Raw genomic sequence first — 22416 nt, 5'->3', positions numbered from 1 at the left:
GACTCCGCACGCGTCCGGGCGTCCTGCGCCGCCCAACCCGGCTGCGCCCGCAGGAGCGTCGCCTGCTCCGAGGGTTCGCATCTCAGCCACGAAGACTCCCACCGGAACGTTGACTTCGGTTCACCCGGAATGAGACGGTCACCCGTGCAAGTCAACCGTCCAGTACAAGCGTCCAACTTCTGGTTGCGGTGGTGCGAGCCCTGTCAGCCGGTCGCCCGAGGAGTGGCTGAATGAAAACGACGGCAGCGCTCGCCTTGAGCGGCCTCGGTGTTCCGGAATGCCTGCGCTGGCACGAAGGGGCTCTGTGGTTCTCCGATCTGGCGCACGGCACGGTGCATCGCTGGGACGGCAGCGGGGCGCCGGAGACGGTCCTGAGGGTGCCGGGCCGGGCCGGCGGAATCGGCTGGCTTCCCGACGGTCGCCTGTTGGTCGTGTCCATGGACGAGGGCCGGGTGTACCGGCGGGAAGCGGGCGGCGACCTGGTCGAGCACACCGACCTGCGCCACATCGTCGGTGGGCCGGTCAACGACATGCTGGTCGACCCGCAAGGGCGGGCGTACGTCGGCAACTTCGGTTTCGACTACCACGCCTTCACGCGCAAGCACCCGAACTCATCGCTCTACGCGCCGCCCGGCCCCCCGCGCACCCCGGTCGCCTGCCTCGCCCCGGACGGACGTGTGATCGGGTTGTCGGAGCCGTTGCTGTTTCCCAACGGCATGCTCCTGACGGCCGACGGCTCGGCTCTCGTGGTGGCCGAAACACTCGCCATGCGACTGACCCGCCTCCCCGTCACAGGCGACGGCACGCTCGAAGGCCCGCAGCCCTGGGCCGCTCTGATCTCACCTCTCCTGTGGCGCCTCCTGAACCATCCGGGCCTGCCCGGACGCATCACCCGAAGGATCTCCGCCCTCCTCGACCGTCCCGCCATAGCCAAGCACTCCGCGTCACCGGTCGCACCGGACGGCATCGCCTGGGACACCGACGGCGAGACGATCTGGGTGGCGAACGCCCTGCGGGGCGAATGCGTGCGCGTGGCGGAGGGCGGCCGGATCCTCGATCGAGTGGCGACCAGCCAGCAGACCCTCAGCTGCCTGGTGGCCGGCCATGACGGACGCACCCTCTTCGCCGCCACCGTCCCCACGGACGATCCCGTCCGCGCCGCGGCCCTGAGCGGCGGCCGTATCGAGATGGTGCGCCTGTGACGCACCTGATGACGGAGGCACGACGCCGGAACGACATGAACGAAGGAGCGTGTGGCCATGGGCCGGAGAACTGAGCAGGAGCAGATCATCCTGGTGACCGGCGCGGCCAACGGCATCGGCGCTGCCATCGCGGAACTCGCCGTCGCACGCGGGCATCGCGTGATGCTGACCGACGTCGACGAAGCGGCCGTCGTCAGCCGCGCCCGCGGCCTGGGTCCCAGAGCCGCCGCCTGCGCGCTGGACATCCGCAGTTCCGCGGAATGGACCAGAGCCTTCGAGGCGGCGGAAGCCGCCTTCGGGGGAGTCGACGTACTCGTCAACAACGCGGGCATCACCCACACCGGAGTGGCACGCAACCTCCGTCAGCAGCAGCACCGTGACATCGTCGAGGTGAACCTGCTCGGCACCATCACCGGGGTCTGTACGGCGCTGGAGCGGATGACCGCCCAGGGCCACGGTCACATCGTCAACGTCTGCAGCATGACCTCGTTCCTGCCCCTGCCCGGATACGCGACCTACTGCGCCTCGAAGTACGGTCTGCGGGCCTTCCACCACAGCGTCGCCATCGAAGAGCGCGACGGGCCGCTGGACTTCACCCTCGTCCATCCGCCGTCCACCCGGACCGCCATGCTCGAACAGGAGATGGCCGACCCGTCCTGTGCCATCGCCTTCGCGGAGAAGTCCTACGCACCGCAGCAGATCGCCCGGGCCGTCCTCGACGCCCTCGCCACCAAACCGGTCGAGGTCGTCTTCCCGCCCCTCGCAGGCCGCGTCCAGCGGATCGCCGGAGTCTTCCCCCGGCTCATGCGCCGGATCCTCCCCGTCGCCGAAGCCAGGGGGCTGCGGCAGCGCGAGCGGCTCACGTCCGAGCGGGGAGCCGGCCGATGAGCGCGATCGGCGCCCATCATGGAGAGGAGGCTCTGAGGGCTCGACGCCGATAGGTGAGCCCGGTATCGGCTACGGCGTTGCTGTTATGGTGCTGGCTGAGGAGGTGGGACGTTCCGTGGCAGAACCTGATCTTGCCAAAGCGGGTGCGGGATCGGCTCGGCGTTCTCCGGGGCGGCCACCCGTCCCGTTGGAGCGCATCGTCGCGACCGCACTGCAGATCGTGGACGAGGAGGGCTCCGACGCTCTCTCGATGCGGACATTGGCCCAGCGCCTGGGATCGGGCACGGCGACGCTGTACCGGCACTTCGACAACCGGGCAGCCCTGGTCGCCCATGTCGTGGACCGCATGTTCGGCGCCGTGGCGTTCCACGGCGACGAACTGTCCTCGCTGGGCTGGCAGCAGGCGCTGCGAACGGGTGCGCATGCCATGTTCGACGCCTTGGCCCGGCACCGGAACGCGGCTCGCCTGCTGGTCGAGCAGGTTCCGCTGGGGCCGAACGCCATGGCCCTGCGGGAGCGTTGTGTCGCGGTGTTGCTCGACAGCGGTTTCGCGCCGCGTACAGCCGCGTACGCGTACGCGACCCTGGCCCGCTATGTGCTCGGCTTCGCCATACAGGTCAACGGACATGGCGCCACCGGGCAACCCGGCGACACACAACTCGCGGCCGTGTTCCAGAGCATCGATCCGAAGCTGTTCCCGGCCACCGTGACCGTGGCCGCGGTGATGCCCGTCCCGATCGAGGAGGAGTTCTCCTTCGGCCTCGAACTCCTCCTCAACGGGCTTGCCCACCTGCGCGAGACCTGACCGAGCCACGAGCCCGACCCGATCCGCCGTGCGTGGCGCGACCAGTGCGGCGGTACGGGGCTCTCCGGTGCCACCGCTCCAGGGGGCTGTTCACGTCACCTTCTGTTGTCAGGCGGGGGAGGCCGTGGGTCGGACATGGCGCAGCAGGCGTTCGCCGGACTCGCGGAGTCGGTGTTTGAGGTCGTCGAGGCCGGTGGTGAGCAGGGCGTGATCGCGTTTGCGCCAGTTGCCGGCGACCATGACGGCCTCGATGTTGGCGATGTCGGCGTGCAGAGCCGTGGCGACGGGGTCGTGTGCCGGCCACAGGTTGAGTGCCCTGGCGTCGATGGCGACAAGGTCGGCCTGCATGCCCGCCTCGATACGGCCCACCCGGTCGGCGAGGCCCAGTGCCTTGGCCCCTTCGACCGTGGCCCAGGCCAGCGCCTGCCTGGCGGTGATCGAAGCGGTGCCGGCGTGCATGCCGGTCGCCTGCCGGTGCTGGGCGTGGTCCAAGGCGCGCTGATGGGCCAGGGCGATGCGGGCGGCGGTGAGGAGATTGCCGGGCACGGCCGTGTCGATGTCCGTACCGAGCGAGGGGGCCGCGCCTTGGCGTAGCAGGGCGCCGGTGAGGGGGGTGCCGTGTCCCTGGCCCAGTTCGTTCTCCGGGGTGGTGGTGAAGGTGACACCCGCCTCGACGAGTTTCTTGATCCAGTCGTCGGGCAGGTCGATCCCGTGTGCGACGTTGGTCAGGGGACTGAAGAGCCCGGCGTCGCGCACGGCCTCCCAGCCGGACGAGGGTTCTCCGCCGCTCTGGTGCATCGAGACGACGAGACCGCGTTCCGCGCCGGCTCGGAAATCGGCCACGGCGGTGTCGGGCGAGGAGTACTGCGGTCCTTGCAGTGCCATGCCCAGGGTGAGGAGGGCGTGATCGCGTACGGGTCCGTCGAGCAACCGGTCGATCTCGGCGAGGGGGTGGGGGACGTCCGGTGACCGGTAGGGCGTGCCGTGCAGGAAGACGGCCCGGATGCCGGCCTGGGCCAGGCCCTCGACAGCCGCGTCGGCGTGCTCGGGCGACAGCACGTTGTGACACCAGTCGCCGACAGAGGTCGTACCGCAGTTGATCTGGTTCAGTGCGCCGACGAGATTGCTGATGTGCATGTCGGCGGGGGCGAAGTGCCCGACGCACTCGCCGTGGAGGTGGGTGAGGTACTGCACCAGGGTCCAGTCGGCGCCTGCGGAGCGCAGTGCCGTCTGCCAGGTGTGCAGATGGGCGTTGACCAGGCCGGGGATGACGATGCGGCCGGAGAAGTCGACGACTTCGGCGTCGGGTGCCTCGACGCTCTCGCCGACGGCCGCGATGCGGTCGCCGTCGACGAGGATGTCGACATGCTCGGCGTCGGGTCGGTCCGGCACCATCGTGATGACCCGCGCTCCGCGCAGCAGTACGCGGCTCATGCGGCAGCCCTCCGGGCGAGGGCGAGGGCGAGGGCGAGGTGGCTCGGCTGAATCATGGTGCGACTCCTTGCCTACGGCGTCATGGCGCGTGCGGCGGATCGGGTGGTGGCGAGAAAGTCCGACGTGGCGATGTGCCCGATGTAGCCGTCGGGGCGGATCAGCAGCAGGGTGTCGCCGGTCAGCCCGTAGGCGCGCCGCAGGCTCTTCGCAGGGTCGCTGAAGCAGAGGCCGTCGGCGGCAGTCGGCCTCACGGCGAGTCGCTTGAGCGGGGCGCCCGCCGGGGGCCAGGCGATGTGTTCGAGGTCGCGGGCGGCGCGGGGGCCGTAGGCGAGAGCGGTGAAGTGCGGGCCACGGAAGGCGTCGAAGAGCCGGATCGCGGAGCCGTCGGCGCCGCGCAGCTCGGCGTCCGGGGCACGGTCGCCCACGCGCAGGGTCTCGGTGGCCGTGCCGTCGGCGGGGGCGAGCGGGCCGCCGTAGTAGGTCAGGGCGAGTTGCTGCTCGTCCTTGCCCCGCTTCATGCTCGACGGGTCGAGCTTGGCGATGCCTCCCCATTTCTGCGTGGACAGGCCCAGGACCCCGGCGGCGATCGGCTGCCGCTCGGCCTCGTAGGTGTCCAGCAGTGCGGGGTCCGCTCCGGCGAGGACCTGTCCGATCTTCCAGCCGAGGTTGTAACCGTCCTGCATGCCGGTGTTCAGGCCCTGGGCGCCGGCCGGGGTGTGGACGTGCGCGGCGTCGCCGGCGAGGAAGACCCGTCCGCGGCCGTAGCTCTCCGCCAGGCGGATGTTGGGCCGGAACACCGACGTCCAGTGGATGCCGTGCAGGTGGATGCGCCGGTCGCGGGTGTGGTCGTGGATCCGTCGGAGGATGTCGTGCTTCTCCGAGGGGGGTTCCTCGTCCGGCGTGAGGCGGATCATCCACTGGAACGTATCGCTGTCGGGCAGAGGACAGGCGCCGATGAACCTGCCGCCCAGGCCGGGCCACATGTGCCATCGGTCACGGGCCAGCCCTGTCACCGAAGCGTCGACGATGAGCATCCGGTCGCTCTCGTCCGTCGTCCCGACGAAACCGACACCGAGGTGCTTGCGCACCGCACTGGAACCACCGTCGGCGCCCACGACATAACGGGCGACGATCTCGTGCGTCCCGTCCACACCCGTCACCTTGGCGACCACGGTGTCCTCGTCCTGCGTCAGTTCGGTCAGTTCACGCCCGAACTCGACCTCGCACCCCAGCTCGCCGAGCCGGGCATGCAGGGCGCGGTCCGTGCGGAACTGAGGGATCAACCAGGTGTTCGGATAGGGAACATCCGGTGTCGCCTCCTTGTTCGGGAACATCTTCCACGGCACGGCGAGCGGTCCCGCATGGATCCCGAGTTTGGGGTAGACGCTGCCGCCTGCCAGCACGTCCTCCAAGGCACCGAGGTCTTCCAGGACTTCGAGACTGCGGGGCTGGACGCCCTTGGCACGGGAACCGTCGAAGGCATGGGGAGACCTGTCGATGATCCGTACGACGAGTCCTCGCCGTACGAGATCGATCGCGACGGCGGAGCCCGAAGGGCCCGCGCCGACGACCAGGACATCGATGACCTGCGCGTTGTTCACGAGTGGAGCCTTTCGCCGCGAGCGGCCACGAACGGGACGATCTGATCGGCGACGTCGCGGGGCCGTTCGAAGGGGGCCATGTGGCCGCATTCGGGAATGACGTGATGGCGCTCGGGCTTCAGCAACCGGCGTGCCGTGTCGAGGTGGGCCAGGGGCGTGACCTCGTCCTGATCGCCCCACAGCAGCAACGTCGGGATGCCCAGGGCACCCGTCTGCCGGAAGAGGTCGTCCCGGCCGGCGACCGGCAGATGCTGCAGCGTGTCGAAGACCGCGTACAGCGATCCTTCGAAGCGGAACGCGTCGAGGACCATCTCGGTGAGTTCCGCGCCCAGTTCGGGGTCGCGGACGTTGTGTCCGAGGTGCCCCTGGAGGATCTGACGGCCACGCCGCCGGGCGACGAAACCGGCCAGCAGGTCGCTGCGCAGCAGCCGGTGAGGGGATGTCAGCCGGGGTTTCGCGAGACCAGCAGGGCCGACGATGGTGAGGGTGGACACCGACGAGGGGTACCGGGCGGCGTAGGCCATGGCGACCAGCGCGCCCATGGACGTGCCGACGAGGTGCAGTGGCCGAGCTGCCAGATCGAGCCGTTGCGTCAGCTCGACCAGTTGCCGCGCGAACAGCGTCTCGTCGTAGCGCGCCCGTATCCGGTCCGAGTAGCCGCGGCCGTACGCGCTGCAGGTCAAGGTCCGCAGCCCGCGGACCTGAAGCTCGGTGGCGAGGCTGTCCCAGTAGAACAGCGGGACGGTCAGTCCGCCCGCCATCACGACCAGGTCGCCGTCCTCGGGGCCGGCCAGTTCGTAGTGGGTGACACCGTCGGACAGTTCGATGAAACCGCCGGACAGCTCCTGCCGTGCATCGGCGGTGAGCTGCCGGTCCTCGCCTGCTGCGACGAAGTACTTCATGGGAACGGGCCTCCTGGCCTCAGTGCGTGGGGGTGTCGGTGAGGGGAGCGAGGAACTTCGTGATCGCGTCGGCGACCCACTGCGGTTCCTCTTCCGGCAGCAGGTGCCCGCCGTGGGGATGGACCTGTTCCTGGGCGCCGGGGATGTCGCGGGCGAAGTGCTGGCCGTCGATGGCCGCGCTGCGCAGCGCGAGCGTGGGCACGGTGATGTGGGGGATCTGCGCGCTGCGGTCGGGCTGGTCGGTGTTGCAGAGGTCGACGAAGGCCGAGCGGTTGCCGGGCCGGTTCATGAGCTGATGGGCTCGGTTCACCATGGCGTCGTCCACGATCGCCGAACGGGGGCCGACGTTCGCGCGCAGATTGCGCTCGATGGCACCACGCGGCATCACACGGCGCAGTACGGGCCGCAACAGCGGGTTGCGGGTGAGGCGCATGCCCGCGGGCATCTCCTTCTCCGGATATCCGGTGGCATTGACCAGCACCAGACCGCTCAGTCGCTCCGGGTGATCCAGCGCCAGGTTCCAGGCGATGTTGCCGCCCAGCGAATTGCCGACCACCGCGTAGTGCTCCACCTCCAGCGCCGCCGCGAAGGCCGCCACCGTCGCGGCGTACGTGGGGATGCGGTAGTCGCGGTCCTTTCGAGGGCCGGTCAGGCCGAACGCCGGCAGGTCGGGGCGGATGACGTCGAAGGCTTCGGACAGCAGGGCCGCCGCACGGTCGAAGTGCTGCAGTGACGAACCGCTGCCGTGCAGCAGCACGAGAGCCGGACCGTGACCAGCGCGTTTGTAGTGGATGCGCAGACCGTCCACCGCGGCGAACCGGGAGTCGGGCTGCGGCTCAGACCAGGTACTCATAATGGATACACTGTTGCCGATAAGTGGTCGTGTCAAGTGCGAACCCCCGAGCGTCGAGGGCGAGCGGTCTTGTCCGGGGGAGTGGTGGGTCCGCTGTGCTGGTGAGCGTCACGGTGGTTGTTCGGAGGGGTCGCCACGCCGCGCCGGTCGGCGGCGAGGGCATGCAGAGGTCGGCGAGGAGCGCGTGCGTACCGGCTCCTCGCCGCCCCTTCCGTCACGGGGGATCAGTCGGCCGTCGGCGGTGCCTTCGGTGCGCGCAGCAGGGCGCCGATCGCGGCGGCGGCCACGACGACACTCACGGCGATCAGGGAAGCGGACAGGCCGTCCATGAACGCGCTCTTGACGCCATCGGCCATGGCCGCGCCCCGGGCGCCGAGCTGGTCGGCGACGTGGAGGCCGGCGGCCGCCGAGTGGCGTACGGATTCGGCGGCGTCGGCGGGGAGCCGGTCGACCGAGTCGGGGAGGGAGGAGCGGTAGCGGCTTCCGTAGATCGAGCCCATGAGCGCGATGCCGATCGCCGAACCGACCTCGCGGGTGGTGTCGTTCATGGCGGAAGCGACGCCCTGCTGCCCCCGGCCCAGGGAGCCGGTGATGGCCGCCGTGCCGACGGCGCCGCTCAAGCCGATGCCGAGGCCCGCCAGGACCAGACCGCCGAGGAAGGGCAGGTAGCCGGAGTCGACACCGAGGAAGGAGATGGCGTGGAGGCCGACGGCGAGCAGGAGCAAGCCGACCGACATGACTGCCTTCATACCGTAACGGTGGACCAGGTGCGGGGTGGCCGCGGATGTGGGCAGCACCGCCAGCGCGACCGGGACCAGTGCGACGGCGGCCTTCAACGGGCTGTAGTCCAGGATCAGTTGGAGGTACTGCAGGCCGACGAAGAAGAACCCGAAGACGGCCATGAACTGCACCAGGACGGTGACGGCGCCGGCCCGGAAGCCTCGGATGCCGAACAGGGCGGGGTCGAGCAGAGGGTGTTCGGTGCGCAGGCCGAGGTAGGCGTAGGCGGCGAAGGAGGCGGCCGTGACGACGAAGGCGCCGATCACCACAGGCTCGGTCCAGCCCCGCTCGTTACCCTCGATGATGGCGAAGACCAGGGTGCCGATGGCCACGGCGGTGGTGATCGCGCCGGCTACGTCAGGGCGGTGCGGGTGGCCGTCCTTGGTGTTGGGGGCCAGCAGGAGGGCGGCGAGCGCGGCGGCCACGGCGACGCCGGCGCCGGCGACGAAGATCGAGCGCCAGGAGAACCACTCCAGCAGGGCCCCGGCGGCGAGCATGCCGATGATCGCTCCGGCGGCCGCGAAGCCCGACCATGTGGCCACGCCCTTGGCGCGTCGCTCGGGCGGGAAGGCCGCGGTGATCGTCGACAGTGTTCCCGGCATGATCATCGCGGCGCCCAGGCCCATGACGGCACGCCAGGCGATGAGTGGGCTCGTGGAGTCCGCGAACGAGGCGGCGAGGGATGCGGCGCCGAAGACGACCGTGCCGACGACGAGTACGTTGCGGCGGCCCAGACGGTCGCCGATCGCGCCGAGCGGCAGGACGAGGGCGGCCAGTGCGACGGTGTAGGCGTCGGCGATCCAGGTCAGTGCCCCGTTGGAGGCCGACAGGTCGATGGCCAGTTCGGGAAGGGCGAGATTGAGGGCGGAGACGGACGCGACGACCAGGACGAGGGACAGGCACATCGCGAACAGCACGCCGCGGGTTCCGGCACGGCCGGTGGCGACGGGTGGCGCTGCGTCCGGGTGAGGGGTGGTGATCATGGAGCCTCAGTCGGTGCTGGGGGCGGCGAGGAGCTGACCGCAAGGGTATATTGATGAAAGTATCAACTCTGATCCCATCGCGGTCAAGTGGTGTGCGCGGGCAGTGCCAGGACGAAGGCCAGGGGTGGCGACGGTCGGCAGGCCGATGCGGGGCGGGGGGCGCGGTCAGGTGCTGGAGCGGGCCCGGATGCTCGCGTCGACCGGACGGCTTTCCGGCACGACTCCGCTCTGCCGAGCGAGAGTCGTAATGCCGTGGTTGCCTGGCAGGCCCGCTGGCTAGAGTCGCGTCGTGACTCAGGAGATCAGTTACGTCGTCGGCGACGCCACCGCACCCCAGGGCGAAGGCCCGAAGATCATCGCGCACGTCTGCAACGACGCGGGCGGCTGGGGCAAGGGCTTCGTGCTGCTGCTCGCCCGACGGTGGCCGCAGACCAGGACTGCGTACAAGACCTGGTACCGCGACCGGGACACCAGCGGCTTCGCGCTCGGCGCGGTGCAGTTCGTGCCCGCCGAGGCCGACCTCCTCGTCGCCAACATGATCGGCCAGCACGGCTACCGTCCCAGCAGCACCCCACCCGTCAGGTACGAGGCCATCGGTGCCGCGCTCGCCACCGTCGCCGACCGTGCGCTGCACCATCGGGCCTCGGTGCACATGCCTCGGATCGGTTGCGGACTCGCCGGCGGCCGGTGGGAACTGGTCGAGCCGCTCATCGTGGATGCGTTGACCCGGCGCGGGGTGCCCGTCACCGTCTACGACCTGGCCTGACGGCAGCCGGCAGTTCCTGACGCTCCCTGACCCGGCGCGGGGCCCCGGGCATCTGACAGCTCGCGACCCCCGCCGCCCACGTGCCGCCATCAAGGCCAGGTCGGTCGGCAGCTCGGCCCGGCTGTCGCCCGAGGCGCGGCCGCACGGCTCGCTCAGGTGACGATCCGGCACGGAAGACTGCTCAGCCCGTGCAGGGTGTTGTTCACGATGAACTCCGGCTTGCCGATCTCGAACCGGCGCACCCGTGCCAGTAGTGCTGTGAGCAGGGCGTGTGCCTCCAGCTTGGCCAGGTTCTGGCCGACGCAGGCGTGGATGCCGACGCCGAAGGTGAGGTGATCGGAAGGCTTCCGCGTGATGTCGAAGCGCTCCGGGTCGCCCCACTTGCGTTCGTCGCGGTTGGCGGAGGCTGTGCGGCCATGCCTGCGTCCGGCTGGAGCAGGGCGGCGTCGTCATCGTCATCGACCCCGGCAGTTACTCCGACCCGCACGCGCTCGAAACCGGGCCGGCGGCGGTGACACAGCACGATGCCCCGGGCGGGCCGGTGCGGGTGAGCCGGACCGCCTCCCCGCAAGGGGCGGGTCTGCGAGTCGCGGGAGCCGACCAGCCCCGCCCGCTCTCTTCCGTAAGGCATCCCGCTCGGTCGGTGGACCCGGCCTGCGTCCGAACCGGGTGCCTCGGGCGGACCCGTGAGCGAGTGATCCCGTCGCCGTGTGTGACGCTACAGCGGTGCCGTAGAGGGCAGAGATATGCCCGACACCGTCAGTCGGACAGCAGGTAGCGCACCGCCGTCTCCGTCAGATCGGCGATGAACGCGTCGTCCTGCACGGGTACGGGCCTGGCGAATCCCGGACCGTAGGCAACCCGGATGACCGACGCGGCGAAGACGGTGCTGAAGCAGGAGTGGACCGCGGTCTCGATGTCGGGGAGTGTGATCGCGTCCGCCGCGCGAAGGACCACCTTGGCGAATCCGCTCCCGAGCTCCTGGCTGTAGTGGGAACCCCGGCGGCGAACCTCGGGATGTGACGCCGAGGTCAGCACGACGGCCCGCAGGAACCGTTCATGGCGCAGGAACATGCCGACCGTTTCGGCCACTGCTGCGCGGACGAGTTCGGCCGCGTCCAGGTCTGCCCATCGGCTGTCGTCGGAGAAGACCCGCTGCTCCGCGCGCAGGCGCTGCATGGCGTGCTCGTAGACGGCGAGGAAGAGAGCGTCCTTGCTGGTCGTTCGGGCATAGATCGCCGGCGGCGCGACCTCGGCCCGCTCGCATACGGCGGCGATGGTGAACGCCTCGTATCCGCCGTCCTCCAGGAGCGACACACCGGCATCGAGCACCCGGTTCCACGCCTCGCGGCTGCGCCGCTGCTTGGGCGGTCGGATCTCCAGGTCGGCCGCCTGTGCTGCTCGGGCCTCGCCCATGACCTCAGCCTTTCGTTCCCCGGGTGCGTGCACGGGTCTTGACTGAATCGTAGTCCAGACTACAGTCTGCTGCTAACAGTAGTTCCCACTACTGTTTCTCCGGATGACGCGAGGTGCTCCATGCCCATGCCGAACAATTCCGGCGGCCGTGTCGCCGTCCTCGGCGCCGGTCCGGCCGGTATGGCCGCGGCCCTGTCCATAGCCCAGGCCGGTCACGAGGTCACCCTCTACGAGCGCTACCGCGAGGCGCGGCCGGCCGGCAACATCCTCAACCTGTGGCCGCCGCCGCTGAAGGCGCTGCGCGCGCTCGGAGTGGACACCGAAGACCTCGGCTCCCCCACGGATTCCGAGTTCCGTAACCTCCGTGGCCGCGTCCGCGTACGCGTCAAGCAGGACCCGGAGACCAAGCGCGCCTACGGCGGCGGGTTCATCGGCCTGCTGCGGCCCGAACTGTACGAGCGGATGCTCGCCGCCATCCCGCCGGGCACACTCCGGTTCAACCAGCACGTGACCCGGATCGAGCAGGACGAGCGGGCGGTCACTCTGCACTTCGCCGACGGCACCACAGCCGAGCACGACGTACTGGTCGGCGCCGACGGCATCGACTCGCTGGTACGGCGCACGCTGTGGGGGGACGCGCCCAAGCGCGAGCACCGGCTGCACATCTTCGGCGGATTCACCTTCACCGACGTCCCCGGCACCGAACCGAACATGTGCGTCCTGACGCACGGCAGGACGGTGCAGGGAAGCTGGACATCGATCCGGCACAAGGGCCGCGACGGCTTCCAGTGGTGGGTGCTCACCGCCACCGACCCCGACGCCCCGCCGCCGTCCGACCTCAAGGCCGCGGCCACCGCGCTGGCCGCGGAGTTCCCCGCGCCGCTGCCCGGGCTGATCGCCGGGACCGAGCCGGACAACGTCCAGCGCTGGGTGCTGCGCGACCGGCCCCGCCTGCCGCAGTGGTCCCAGGGACGGGCCACCCTCGTGGGCGACGCCGCGCACCCGACCTCGCCCTACGCCGCCTACGGTGCGGGCATGTCCATCGAGGACGGCTACTTCCTCGGCCGGGCCCTGCGCGGCGTCGACCTCACCGACCTCACCGCCGTACAGCGTGCGCTGCAAGGCTACGAGGACCCGCGCAAGCCCCACACCGCCCGCCAGGTCCAGCAGGCATGGATGCTCGGCAAGGTCTTCCACCACGTGCCGGCACCGCTGCGGCCGATACGTGACTTCGTCTTCGACCACACGCCGCTGCTGCAGAAGGTCGCGGGCGACACCAACCCCCGCGAGATCCAGAAACAACTGGCCCTCATCGAGGACTGATGTCGACCGGAAAGTACATGCTGATCGTCAGCCCCCCCGACCACCGGGATGATGAGGGGCGCCGAGGAGGCAGATGGTCCCCGACTACTCAAGTCCACCGAGACGGAGGGCTTCCTTGAGTTCCCTGAGCTTCTCGGTCGTCGCCGGGGTCCGCTCCTTCACCTGTCCAGCGAGTCGGAGGGCACCCTCGATCTCGTCGAGTTTCGCGTAGGGCAGGGCACCCGCCCGCTCGATCAGGTCGTCCCGGGACACGGTGGTCAGCCACGTGCAAGGGGTAAAGCCCGGAGCCGGGAACGCGAACCGCAGCACGCCTTCAAAGGGCAGTCCTTCCATGGCGCCCACCATCACTTCGACGCCGAGACCGCTGATGTCGACGCCCGCCGGAGCCACGACCTGCATCACCCGGAAACCGGACGTGTCGCCTTCCGACAGCAGTACGACCGGCCGCCGCTCGTCGAACTCGACCCACCAGACTTCGCCACGTTGCACATGTCCTCCCGACACCGGACCGCATGCGTATGCCGCGCTCCCCTGGCGCGCTGTCGCGACGGGTGCGGCCACGTTGATCATCGGTGCGTCAAAGGCAAACGATCACGCGGTGGCCGTAGGTCACAGCGTAGACCTTGTCCGCTGTCAGAAGGCGTTCGATGGCGGGCCGGACGACCGCAGAGTGGGCCGGGGAGGCACCCCGTACGGCAATGCGCAACCGCTGTGCAGGGCCACTTGGGATGTCGGAGCCGTCCACGACGACGTGCGCGAGTAGGTCGTCGAGGGACACGCCATCAGTCACGGCTGCTCGAAGATCGTCACCTCGCGGCAGTACAGAGCGAACGAGCGGGACGGGTCGTAGAAGCGGCCGCCTTCCGCCGAGGGCTCGCGCAGCGCCCGCTCGTACGCCGGGAAGTGGGTCAGGGCCTCGTCCGCGGAGTCGTAGTACAGGGCGGTGATCCCCTCGTACGCATGACGGTCCCGACCGCCGAAGTGGCGCAGGGCCTGCTCGGCCCCCGGTGCCCGCACGTGCTGGACGTGCGCGCGTACCGCCTTGGTGTGCGGCTCGTCCCGCGAGAGGGCGGTCGCGTGGGCGCCGAGCGACCGTTCGGTGAAGTGGTCCAGGCTCACACCCTCCGCCCTGCTCAGGAAGTGCAGCACCTTGACCCGTCCGTCGGACTCGGGCGGCGACGGCGACGGCGACGGCGGTGGCGGCGGTGTGACCGCCGCGGGCCTCGTCAGCAGGGCCACGGCCGAGGTCATGTCGTTGAAGTGTGCGCCGTCGGGGCCGATCACCTCGCGCGTGTACGGGTCGGACATCGTGGCGGCCAACGCGTCCTGGTCGTCGAACTGCAGCTCGGTGACGGCGTCCCGGCCGAACTCGGTCAGGTGGGCCGCATCGCCCTCGGTTCCGAAGGACGCGTCGAAGACGTGGTTCTGGACGTATCGCCGAACCCCGAGAGGCTTCGCGGCGGCCAGCGGGCCGTGCACATGGTGGAGGTGGTGCACGAACGCCCGGTGCGTCATGCCCGGCCTGCGGCGGACGGCGGCGATCAGGGTCAGCATCCTGTGGCTCCGTGGGGCGGGGTGCGATCGGCATCGCGGGATGTCCGCGATGCCGATCTCGTCGAGTGGGGTTTCCAGGTGGTCACGTCGGGGACGTGCCCCGAGGGCGGCGCCGGATCAGCCCGCGATCTGCTGGATCGGCGCGGGCGCGGCCCCCGCACGGCGGCGCCGTGCGGCGAGGCCGAGTGCGGCGCTCGCGACGGCCCCGGAGAGAGCCAGCACGCCCATGGATGCCGCGGTGGAGCCGACGGCCGAGGTCAGCGCGAGCACCACCAGCGGGCACAGGAACTGACCGAGGAAGAAGGACCCCGTCCACAGGCCGATGCCACGACCGCGGTCGGCGAACTCCAGCCTGGACATGGCGAGGGTGAGCAGGCTCGGCAGCATGATGCCGCCACCGAGGCAGTTGATCACGGCACCGATGGTCAGCACGAGGGGATTGGGAGCGAGCCAGACGACGGCGAAGCCGGCGGCGCACAGGCCGAAGGCGGTCGGCAGCCAGGCTTGCGGGGTGCGGCCGGTCCTGGTGAACACGACGGAGCCGACCACGATCGCGGCACTGGTGATGGCGGCGGCCAGTCCGATCATGCTGGTCTCGGTCACGCCCATGTCGTCCAGGAGGAACGCCATTTCCACCTGGAGGGTGTAGAACAGGACGGCGCCGAAGACCGTCAGCGCGCAGGTGCCGGCCAGCGGACGCCAGGGAAAGGGCCGCTTGACCAGGGGCTCCGAGACCGTGGGGGAGAGGGCCGGGGCGCGGTCGTCGGGTCGGGGCCGGGGCAGGAACGCCGCCATGGCGGGGGCGAGCAGCAGGCTCACGGCGTACGCCCAGAACGGTGCGCGCCAGCCGGCCGACCCCGCCGCGCCGCCCACGAGCAGGAAGGCCGTCGCGGAGATCGCGGCGCACATCGTCTGCATCGCGAGATAGCGGTCGCGTTGCCGGCCGGTGTAGTAGTCGCCGATCAGTGTGGTGCAGCACGTCATGATGGCGGCCTCGGTGACACCCACGAGGGCGCGGCTGGCGACGATGGCGCCGAGGGAGTCCAGCCAGAGGGGCGCGGTGCCGAACAACGCGTACACCACCGTCGCGACGATGAGCAGCCGCTTGCGGCCGAGCCGGTCGACGACGACGCCGGCGAACGGGGCCAGCAGCGCCAGCGACAGAGCGGGGATCGTCAGGGCCATGGGGACGAGTGCGTCGGCCCCCGGCACGTGGGCGAAGTGGTCGTGCATCTTCGGCAGGACCGGGGCGATGAGCACGGCGCCCAGGATGGGCAGACAGGCACCGGCCATCAGCAGCGTGAGGCGAAGCCGGTGGCCCGGGCCGGACACGACCTGCCCGGACGGTGCGTCCGCCACGGCGTCGGACGGCGGGCTGGGAAGCGGAGGCAGGGGTGCAGGCATGCGGGAACTCCACGTGGCGTGTCGGGAGGGTACGGGTGGTGCGCGGCCGTCACGGTCGGGCCGTCCGGCACCCGTGGAAGACGTCCGGAGCGCGCGGATGGCCGGCCGGCGCCTGCGCGCTGCCGGCAGGGGACGATGGTGCGGCTCCGGCGCCGGGTTGAGACGACTATGGGCCAGCGGGCAGGCCCTGCCTAGCCCTCGTCCGATCGGGATCGAAGATGTGGATCATCCAAGACCTGGATGCCGAGCACCTGTACCCGCCCGCTACCTCGATGACACCGCGGCAATGCGGCGGGGCTCCGACACGGCGAGCGCCGCTCCGACGCGCGCCGTGACCTCGCGCAGCCAGATGTGGGCCGCGTCGTGGGTGTGTACCGGATGCCACCACAGTGCCTCCTGGAGCGGAACCGCCGCGTAAGGGGGTTCCATGAGACGTACCGGTGCCACGCCGCTCAGCAGCTCGGCCAGGCGCTGTTGCACCAGCGCGATCCGACGGGTGCCCGCGACCAGAAAGGGCAGCGCCTGGAAGCTGTCGACAAAGATCTCCACGCGGGGATCGACGCCGAGCATGCTGAGCTGCCGGGCGGCCGGGGCGTCGTGGGCGCGCTGATAGACGACCCAGGGCAGCCGCGCGAGGTCGTCCATGGTGAGCTCGTCGCCGACCTCGTCGTTGCCCTCGGCGACCAGGAAGGCCCAGCGGTCGGTGAACAGGTCGACGGCGGGGAAGCCGCTGATGACACCGCGTGGCATCAGGAGTCCGTCGGCCGTGCTGAGCAGGGGCGCGGTGTCCTCCGTGACATCGCCGGGCGTGCGCTGGAAGCGCAGCCGCACCCCCGGGGCTTCGGCGTGCACGGTCCGGGCGAGTTCGGCGCCGAACACGGTGAGGGCGTAGTCGGAGGTGAGCAGGGTGAACTCGTACTCCTCGCTGCCGGGTGCGAAGTCGGCCCTGCTGCTGAAGACGCGTTCCAGCAGGTCGCACGCGGTCGTGGTGCGGTCCAGGAGAGCGCGGCCGAGGGCGGTCAGTTCGTACTGCTTGCCGACGCGGGAGAGGAGGTCGTCGTCGAAGTGGCGGCGCAGACGGGCCAGCGCCGCGCTCATCGCCGGCTGACTGAGCCCGACGCGCTGCCCGGCACGGGTGACGTTGCGTTCCTCCAGCAGGGCCCGCAGGGACAGGACGAGATTGAGATCGAGGCCGGAGAGGGACACGACGCCTCCAGAGCGTGGCTGCCGGACACCGCAGCATCTACGGGATGGATGATCAACATCTAAAGAATCTATTTCCCAGATTACGAGGTGGGCGCCACATTGTTTGCATCGCCATCTGGAGGACATCCCCGTGAAACCCGCAGCCGCTCCCCAGCCCTTCTCCGGACCCTTCGCCCTCGGCACCCTCTCCGCCCCTGACCGGTCCTCGTATCCCGGCCTGGTCGTGCCCGGAGACCGTGTGCTGGATCTGCGCGACGCCCTCGACGAACCAGCCCTGACGAATCGTCAGATATGCGAGCGCTGGGAGGAGTTGCTCCCGCGCCTGCGCGCCCTCGCGTCCGACGGGTCGGCCGCGTGGCAGCCGCTGCAGGGCCTGCGGGTGCACGCACCCGTCGAGCCGCGCCAGATCTTCCAGTCCGGCGCCAACTACCGCCAGCACGTCATCGACCTGGAGGTCGCCCACCGCGCCCCGGACGACCCGCGCACCGTCGAGGAGGCGCGGGCGGAGATCGCCGCGGTCATGGACCGGCGGGCCGCCGAGGACCTGCCGTATGTGTTCATCGGCCTGCCGAGCACGATCGCGGGCCCCTACGACGATGTCGTACTCCCCGACTGGGCCGAACAGCCCGACTGGGAGCTGGAGTTGGCGGCCGTCATCGGCAGGCCCGCCTACCGGCTGTCCGTCGAGGAAGCACGGGAAGCCGTCGCCGGATACACCATCGCCAACGACCTCACCGACCGTGCCACCGTGTTCCGCCGGGACATGAAGGCCATCGGCACGGACTGGCTGCGCTGCAAGAACGCGCCGGGTTTCACACCGCTCGGGCCGTGGATCGTGCCCGCCGAGTCGATCGCCGACCCCGGTGACCTGCGGGTCACCCTGAAGCTCAACGGCGACACCATGCAGGACGAATCCACCAAGGACATGCTCTTCGGTGTCGCGCGTCTGGTCTCGCACATCTCACAGACCTCCCGGCTCCTGCCGGGCGATCTGGTGCTCACCGGCAGCCCGGCCGGCAACGGCATCCACTGGGGACGGCTGCTGCGCGACGGCGACGTCATGGAGGGCTCCATCACCGGACTCGGCGCGCAGCGCACCCGCTGTGTGGCGCAGGTACCGGCATGAGTCCCGACCGGCGCGATCCCGAGGGCGCGATCGCCGAGGCGGCCAAGCGCTGCTCCAACTGGGGGCGTTGGGGAGAGGACGACGTCCTCGGCACCCTGAACTTCCTCGACGAGGCCAAGCGGCGCGAGGGTGCCGCACTGGTCCGCCGGGGCGTGAGCTTCTCGCTGTCGCAGTCGTTCGACATGAACGGGCCGCAGAAGGGCTGGCGCCGCCGCACCAACCCCGTCCACACCATGCTGGACACGGGCACCGACGCCGCCCTCGGCAACCAGGGCTTTCCGCACGGCATCGGCGGCGCCGACGACGTGATCGCCATGCCCCTGCAGTGCTCCACCCAGTGGGACGGGCTCGGGCACATCTTCGACCACGGCAGGGCGTGGAACGGACGGGACGCCGCGAAGACCGTCACCTCGGACGGCGATCTGGTCACCGGCATCGAGCACATGGCCCCGTACGTCGCCGGACGCGGCGTGCTGCTCGACGTCGGCCGGGTGATCGGCGACGATCACGGAGAACTCCCCGACGGACACGCGATCACCGAGGACCATCTGACCGCGACGGCCCGGGCGCACGGCGTGGCCGTCGGCCGCGGTGACATCGTCGTCGTACGGACCGGGCGGCTGGCGCGCGCCCGCCGCGAGGGCTGGGGCGACTACGCGGGCGGCGACTCACCCGGACTGTCGTTCACCACGGCCGGCTGGCTGCACACCAGCGAGATCGCCGCGATCGCCACCGACACCTGGGGCTTCGAGGTACGGCCGAACGAGTTCGACGACGCCTTCCAGCCGCTGCACCAGATCGCCATCCCCCACATCGGCCTGCTGATCGGTGAGATGTGGGACCCCGACACCCTCGCCGACGACTGCGCGGCCGACGGCGTGTACGAGTTCTGGCTCACCGCCGCACCCCTGCCCATCACCGGAGCCGTCGGCTCCCCCGTCAACCCGGTCGCCGTCAAATGACCAGCCCAACGAAGGAGTTGGCCATGGAGAACAAGGAAACGAAGAGAGTCCTGGTCATCGGAGGGGGCACCTCGGGCAACGTCCTGACCGTGCTGCTGCGCCGGGCCGGAATCGACGTCGACCTCGTCGAGATCAAGCCGGACTGGAACGTACGCGGCTCCGGCATCACCCTTCAGGGCAACGCCCTGCGCGTGCTGCGCGAGATCGGCGTCTGGGACGAGGTCCGCGAGCACGGCTTCGGTTACGACACCCTGGGCATGACGGCGCCCGACGGCACCGTGCTCCACGTGGGTGAGGTCGCCCGCACCGGCGGCGACGACCTCCCCGCCACCCTCGGCATGCAGCGCCCGGTGCTCCAGCGCATCCTCATCGACGCCGTCCGGGCCTCCGGCGCACACGTCCGCCTCGGCACCGGCACCGAGATCGTCACCCAGGACGACACCTCGGTGACCGCCCGCTTCAGCGACGGTACCGAGGGCCGCTACGACCTCGTCGTCGCCGCCGACGGCCTCAACTCCACGACCCGCGCCGCCATCGGCATCGACGACAAGCCCGAGCCGACCGGCATGGCCATCTGGCGCACCCCGGCGCCCCGCCCGGCCGGAGTACGACGCAGCGACCTCTCCTTCGGAGGCCCCTGTCTCATCGCCGGCTACACCCCCACCAGCGAGAACACGATCTACGCCATCCTGGTGGAGCGCTCCCGCGACCGTGCCACGATCCCGCCCGAGACCTACGCGCAGGAGATGCGCCGCCTCGCCGAGGGCTACGGCGGTGTCTGGGAGGAGATCCGCGAGTCGATCACCGACCCTGCGCAGGTCAACTACACTTGGTTCGACCGGCTGCTGGTGAAGGACTCCTGGCACCGCGGCCGGGTCGTCCTCGTCGGCGACGCCGCGCACTGCTGTCCGCCCACCATGGCGCTCGGCGCGGCCATGGCTCTGGAGGACGCCTGGGTGCTGGCCCAGCTGCTGACCGAGGGGTCCCCATGGGGCACCGACACGCTCACGCGCTACTACGAGCGGCGGATCGATCGCGTACGGATGGTCGTCGACGCGTCCGTGCAGATCGGGCAGTGGCAGCTCGACGGTGTCCGTGGTGACGTGCCCGGACTGACCGGCCCCATCATGGCCACCCTCAGGGAGCTGCCGTGACAGCCCACGGTCCCGACGCCGGCACCCGCTCCGCCCCGACCGTCGACGTCCACGCACACGTCCTGCTGCCCGAGGTCGAGGCCCTGGTGGCCGACCAGCCCGGCCTCTCCGAAGCCCGGGCACTGGACGCCCGCCGCAACGGACAGGCAGCCCTCACCGTCAACGGCCCGATGGTGCGCGAGCGCATCCCGCAGCTGACCGACGCCGCCGTACGCACCGCCGCGATGGACGCGCAGGGCGTGGACGTCCAGATGGTCAGCCCTTCCCCCTCGCACTACCACTACTGGGCGGACCAGGACACGGCCGAGAAGCTGTGCCTGCTCGCGAACGAGGCGACGGCCGCGCACTGCGCGCAGGCGCCCGGCCGGCTGCACGGCCTCGGGCTCGTCCCGCTGCAACACCCCGACCTGGCGGTGCGATCACTCGAACACGCCCTGGGAATCGGTCTGCTGGGCGTCGAGATGTCCTCGCACGCACCGGGCCGCGAACTGTCGGACCCGGCGTACGAACCCTTCTGGACGCGCGCCGAGGAGACGGGCGCGATCCTCTTCCTGCACCCCTTCGGCTGCACGCTCGACGAACGCCTCGACCAGTGGTACCTCTCCAACACCGTCGGGCAGCCCACGGAGAACGCGGTCGCCCTGTCCCACCTCATCTTCTCCGGCGTGCTCGACCGGCACCCGCGGCTGAAGCTGATCGCCGCCCACGGCGGCGGCTACCTGCCCACCCACATCGGCCGCTCCGACCACGCCTGGTCCGTCCGCCCCGACGCGCACGCCGGCTGCGCCCACCCGCCGAGCAGCTACCTCGGGCGGATCTGGTTCGACTCCCTGGTCCACGACCCGCGCACGCTACGGGAGTTGATCCACGTCGTCGGCGCCGACCGTGTCCTGCTCGGCTCCGACTTCCCCTTCGACATGGGCACCGAGGACCCGCTCGGCGCGCTGCGCGCCGCGGACCTCCCCGACACCGACTTCCACTCCGTCCGCGGCGGGAACGCCGCCGCTCTGCTCAACCTCGTGTGAGGAGCTTCCCCCATGAACAGCCGCCTGCTCACCCACCTCCGGCACGTCGACCTCGCCGTGCCCGACTACGACAAGCAACTCGACTTCTACGCCGGCGTCTGGGGCCTGACCAAGGTCGCCGAGGACTCCGGCATCGCCTTCCTCGCCGCCGAGGGCTCCCCGGAGCAGTACGTCGTCCGGCTGCGCAAGGCCGAGGAGAAGCGCCTCGACCTGGTGTCCTACGGTGCCGCGAGCGCCGTCGCCGTGGACACCCTCGCCGAACAACTGTCGGCGGGCGGTGTGCAGTTGATCTCCGAACCGGGCAAGGTCGACACTCCCGGCGGCGGCTACGGCTTCCGCTTCTTCGACATCGACGGGCGCACCATCGAGGTCTCGGCCGACGTCGAGGTACGGCAGCACCGCAAGATCGAGGAGAAGGAGTCCATCCCGGTCAAGCTGTCGCACGTCGTGCTCAACTCCCCGGACCTGGACAAGACCAGGGCGTGGTACGAGGAGCACCTCGGATTCCGGCTGTCCGACACGCTCGGCCATCCGCACATCGGCGACGTCATGCACTTCATGCGGATCAGCAACCAGCACCACTCCATGGCCATCGCCAGGGGACCGCACACCTCGCTGCACCACGTCTCCTTCGAGCTGCGCGGAATCGACGAGTACATGCGCGGCTCCGGCCGTGTCATCCGTTCCGGCGCCCGCAAGATCTGGGGGCCGGGCCGGCACATGGCGGGCGACAACACCTTCACCTACTTCCTCGACCCGCACGGCAACACCGTCGAGTACACGACGGAGCTGGAGCTGCTGGACGAGGACACCTGGCACCCGCACGTCTACGACTTCTCCGAGCCCGAGGTCACCGACCAGTGGGGCACCGCCAACCCCATGAACGAACTGGTCACCAAGGAATCCTTCAACGACGTCGACCGCGGAGTGTTCGTCGCCCCGCCGGTCTGATCGGCGCAGCCCCCCGGTCCCCGGGGGCGCGGTGGCCCTGTCAGGCCCTGACTCCCACGCCGCGCCCCCGGCCTTCGCACC

Annotated in this window: 20 protein-coding genes and 1 pseudogene; 10 read left to right on the top strand and 11 right to left on the bottom strand. The window is 70.3% G+C overall.

From position 1 onward, the window contains the following. Positions 1 to 230: 230 nt before the first annotated feature. The 3 genes from PYR72_RS05230 to PYR72_RS05220 all read left to right on the top strand — a co-directional run bounded on the left by PYR72_RS05230 (position 231) and on the right by PYR72_RS05220 (position 2895). On the top strand, positions 231 to 1202 hold the full coding sequence (locus tag PYR72_RS05230; RefSeq protein ID WP_275454129.1) for an SMP-30/gluconolactonase/LRE family protein: 972 nt from the start codon (positions 231 to 233) through the stop codon (positions 1200 to 1202). Positions 1203 to 1259: 57 nt separating this feature from the next. Then, on the top strand, positions 1260 to 2090 hold the full coding sequence (locus tag PYR72_RS05225) for an SDR family NAD(P)-dependent oxidoreductase (protein ID WP_275454128.1): 831 nt from the start codon (positions 1260 to 1262) through the stop codon (positions 2088 to 2090). Positions 2091 to 2277: 187 nt separating this feature from the next. After that, the gene (locus tag PYR72_RS05220) at positions 2278 to 2895 is read left to right on the top strand and encodes a TetR/AcrR family transcriptional regulator C-terminal domain-containing protein (RefSeq protein ID WP_275454127.1); all 618 of its coding nucleotides are present in this window, start codon (positions 2278 to 2280) and stop codon (positions 2893 to 2895) included. 108 nt (positions 2896 to 3003) lie between these two features. On the opposite strand, the gene PYR72_RS05215 is transcribed toward PYR72_RS05220, so the two are convergent. The 5 genes from PYR72_RS05215 to PYR72_RS05195 all read right to left on the bottom strand — a co-directional run bounded on the left by PYR72_RS05215 (position 3004) and on the right by PYR72_RS05195 (position 9448). Next, entirely contained in the window at positions 3004 to 4329 is a 1326-nt protein-coding gene (locus PYR72_RS05215; protein WP_275454126.1) for an amidohydrolase family protein, read from the bottom strand. Between the two features lie 71 nt (positions 4330 to 4400). Beyond that, on the bottom strand, positions 4401 to 5930 hold the full coding sequence (locus PYR72_RS05210; RefSeq protein ID WP_275454125.1) for an FAD-dependent oxidoreductase: 1530 nt from the start codon (positions 5928 to 5930) through the stop codon (positions 4401 to 4403). Beyond that, positions 5927 to 6832: an alpha/beta fold hydrolase gene (locus PYR72_RS05205; protein WP_275454124.1), complete on the bottom strand. Its 906-nt coding sequence runs from the start codon at positions 6830 to 6832 to the stop codon at positions 5927 to 5929. Before PYR72_RS05205 ends, PYR72_RS05210 begins: the two co-directional genes overlap by 4 nt. A 19-nt stretch (positions 6833 to 6851) precedes the next feature. Beyond that, positions 6852 to 7685 (bottom strand): alpha/beta hydrolase, encoded by an 834-nt coding sequence (locus tag PYR72_RS05200; RefSeq protein ID WP_275454123.1) that lies wholly within the window; start codon positions 7683 to 7685, stop codon positions 6852 to 6854. 224 nt (positions 7686 to 7909) lie between these two features. Continuing rightward, positions 7910 to 9448 carry an MFS transporter gene (locus PYR72_RS05195; RefSeq protein ID WP_275454122.1) on the bottom strand — a complete coding sequence of 513 codons (1539 nt, stop codon included), beginning with the start codon at positions 9446 to 9448 and terminating at the stop codon, positions 7910 to 7912. Positions 9449 to 9737: 289 nt separating this feature from the next. Here PYR72_RS05195 and PYR72_RS05190 point away from each other — a divergent pair, with 289 nt between their 5' ends. Then, positions 9738 to 10214, top strand: a complete 477-nt coding sequence (locus PYR72_RS05190; protein ID WP_275454121.1) for a macro domain-containing protein — start codon at positions 9738 to 9740, stop codon at positions 10212 to 10214. A 251-nt stretch (positions 10215 to 10465) separates the two neighbouring features. Here the strand turns inward: PYR72_RS05190 and PYR72_RS05185 are convergent. Both PYR72_RS05185 and PYR72_RS05180 read right to left on the bottom strand, forming a co-directional pair. Further along, a pseudogene (locus tag PYR72_RS05185) lies at positions 10466 to 10603 on the bottom strand (cytochrome P450); the annotation flags it as partial. A gap of 370 nt (positions 10604 to 10973) precedes the next feature. After that, positions 10974 to 11630, bottom strand: a complete 657-nt coding sequence (locus PYR72_RS05180; RefSeq protein ID WP_275454120.1) for a TetR/AcrR family transcriptional regulator — start codon at positions 11628 to 11630, stop codon at positions 10974 to 10976. A 126-nt stretch (positions 11631 to 11756) separates the two neighbouring features. On the opposite strand from PYR72_RS05180, the gene PYR72_RS05175 reads away from it, so the two are divergent. Continuing rightward, entirely contained in the window at positions 11757 to 12953 is a 1197-nt protein-coding gene (locus tag PYR72_RS05175; protein ID WP_275454119.1) for an NAD(P)/FAD-dependent oxidoreductase, read from the top strand. 84 nt (positions 12954 to 13037) lie between these two features. On the opposite strand, the gene PYR72_RS05170 is transcribed toward PYR72_RS05175, so the two are convergent. The 4 genes from PYR72_RS05170 to PYR72_RS05155 form a co-directional block, all read right to left on the bottom strand. Then, entirely contained in the window at positions 13038 to 13442 is a 405-nt protein-coding gene (locus PYR72_RS05170) for a type II toxin-antitoxin system PemK/MazF family toxin (RefSeq protein ID WP_275460331.1), read from the bottom strand. A gap of 297 nt (positions 13443 to 13739) precedes the next feature. Continuing rightward, a complete protein-coding gene (locus tag PYR72_RS05165) occupies positions 13740 to 14507 on the bottom strand; it encodes an EthD domain-containing protein (protein ID WP_275454118.1) in 768 nt (255 codons plus the stop codon). 117 nt (positions 14508 to 14624) lie between these two features. Next, the gene (locus PYR72_RS05160; RefSeq protein WP_275454117.1) at positions 14625 to 15911 is read right to left on the bottom strand and encodes an MFS transporter; all 1287 of its coding nucleotides are present in this window, start codon (positions 15909 to 15911) and stop codon (positions 14625 to 14627) included. 264 nt (positions 15912 to 16175) lie between these two features. Beyond that, the gene (locus tag PYR72_RS05155; protein WP_275454116.1) at positions 16176 to 17117 is read right to left on the bottom strand and encodes a LysR family transcriptional regulator; all 942 of its coding nucleotides are present in this window, start codon (positions 17115 to 17117) and stop codon (positions 16176 to 16178) included. A gap of 130 nt (positions 17118 to 17247) precedes the next feature. On the opposite strand from PYR72_RS05155, the gene PYR72_RS05150 reads away from it, so the two are divergent. Genes PYR72_RS05150 through PYR72_RS05130 form a run of 5 tightly spaced genes read left to right on the top strand, consistent with a single transcriptional unit; the run spans position 17248 to position 22335 of the window. Further along, a complete protein-coding gene (locus tag PYR72_RS05150) occupies positions 17248 to 18243 on the top strand; it encodes a fumarylacetoacetate hydrolase family protein (protein ID WP_275454115.1) in 996 nt (331 codons plus the stop codon). After that, positions 18240 to 19205 carry a cyclase family protein gene (locus PYR72_RS05145; protein ID WP_275454114.1) on the top strand — a complete coding sequence of 322 codons (966 nt, stop codon included), beginning with the start codon at positions 18240 to 18242 and terminating at the stop codon, positions 19203 to 19205. Before PYR72_RS05150 ends, PYR72_RS05145 begins: the two co-directional genes overlap by 4 nt. Before the next feature lie 23 nt (positions 19206 to 19228). Further along, positions 19229 to 20359, top strand: coding sequence for an FAD-dependent oxidoreductase (locus tag PYR72_RS05140; protein ID WP_275454113.1), 1131 nt, complete (start codon positions 19229 to 19231; stop codon positions 20357 to 20359). After that, the gene (locus PYR72_RS05135) at positions 20356 to 21384 is read left to right on the top strand and encodes an amidohydrolase family protein (protein ID WP_275454112.1); all 1029 of its coding nucleotides are present in this window, start codon (positions 20356 to 20358) and stop codon (positions 21382 to 21384) included. Before PYR72_RS05140 ends, PYR72_RS05135 begins: the two co-directional genes overlap by 4 nt. A gap of 12 nt (positions 21385 to 21396) precedes the next feature. Then, positions 21397 to 22335 (top strand): VOC family protein, encoded by a 939-nt coding sequence (locus PYR72_RS05130; RefSeq protein WP_275454111.1) that lies wholly within the window; start codon positions 21397 to 21399, stop codon positions 22333 to 22335. Positions 22336 to 22416: the final 81 nt, after the last annotated feature.

This window comes from Streptomyces sp. VNUA24 (assembly GCF_029167005.1).
GTDB lineage: Bacteria > Actinomycetota > Actinomycetes > Streptomycetales > Streptomycetaceae > Streptomyces > Streptomyces scabiei.
The sequence above is the reverse complement of the archived record's forward strand: the minus strand, read 5'-3'. Positions and strand labels throughout refer to the sequence as shown.

Coding starts and splice junctions, on each gene's coding strand:
- PYR72_RS05230 (WP_275454129.1), top strand. CDS start 231: ATGAAAACGACGGCAGCGCTCGCCTTGAGCGGCCTCGGTGTTCCGGAA.
- PYR72_RS05225 (WP_275454128.1), top strand. CDS start 1,260: ATGGGCCGGAGAACTGAGCAGGAGCAGATCATCCTGGTGACCGGCGCG.
- PYR72_RS05215 (WP_275454126.1), bottom strand. CDS start 4,329: ATGAGCCGCGTACTGCTGCGCGGAGCGCGGGTCATCACGATGGTGCCG.
- PYR72_RS05205 (WP_275454124.1), bottom strand. CDS start 6,832: ATGAAGTACTTCGTCGCAGCAGGCGAGGACCGGCAGCTCACCGCCGAT.
- PYR72_RS05200 (WP_275454123.1), bottom strand. CDS start 7,685: ATGAGTACCTGGTCTGAGCCGCAGCCCGACTCCCGGTTCGCCGCGGTG.
- PYR72_RS05195 (WP_275454122.1), bottom strand. CDS start 9,448: ATGATCACCACCCCTCACCCGGACGCAGCGCCACCCGTCGCCACCGGC.
- PYR72_RS05180 (WP_275454120.1), bottom strand. CDS start 11,630: ATGGGCGAGGCCCGAGCAGCACAGGCGGCCGACCTGGAGATCCGACCG.
- PYR72_RS05175 (WP_275454119.1), top strand. CDS start 11,757: ATGCCGAACAATTCCGGCGGCCGTGTCGCCGTCCTCGGCGCCGGTCCG.
- PYR72_RS05165 (WP_275454118.1), bottom strand. CDS start 14,507: ATGCTGACCCTGATCGCCGCCGTCCGCCGCAGGCCGGGCATGACGCAC.
- PYR72_RS05160 (WP_275454117.1), bottom strand. CDS start 15,911: ATGCCTGCACCCCTGCCTCCGCTTCCCAGCCCGCCGTCCGACGCCGTG.
- PYR72_RS05145 (WP_275454114.1), top strand. CDS start 18,240: ATGAGTCCCGACCGGCGCGATCCCGAGGGCGCGATCGCCGAGGCGGCC.
- PYR72_RS05140 (WP_275454113.1), top strand. CDS start 19,229: ATGGAGAACAAGGAAACGAAGAGAGTCCTGGTCATCGGAGGGGGCACC.
- PYR72_RS05130 (WP_275454111.1), top strand. CDS start 21,397: ATGAACAGCCGCCTGCTCACCCACCTCCGGCACGTCGACCTCGCCGTG.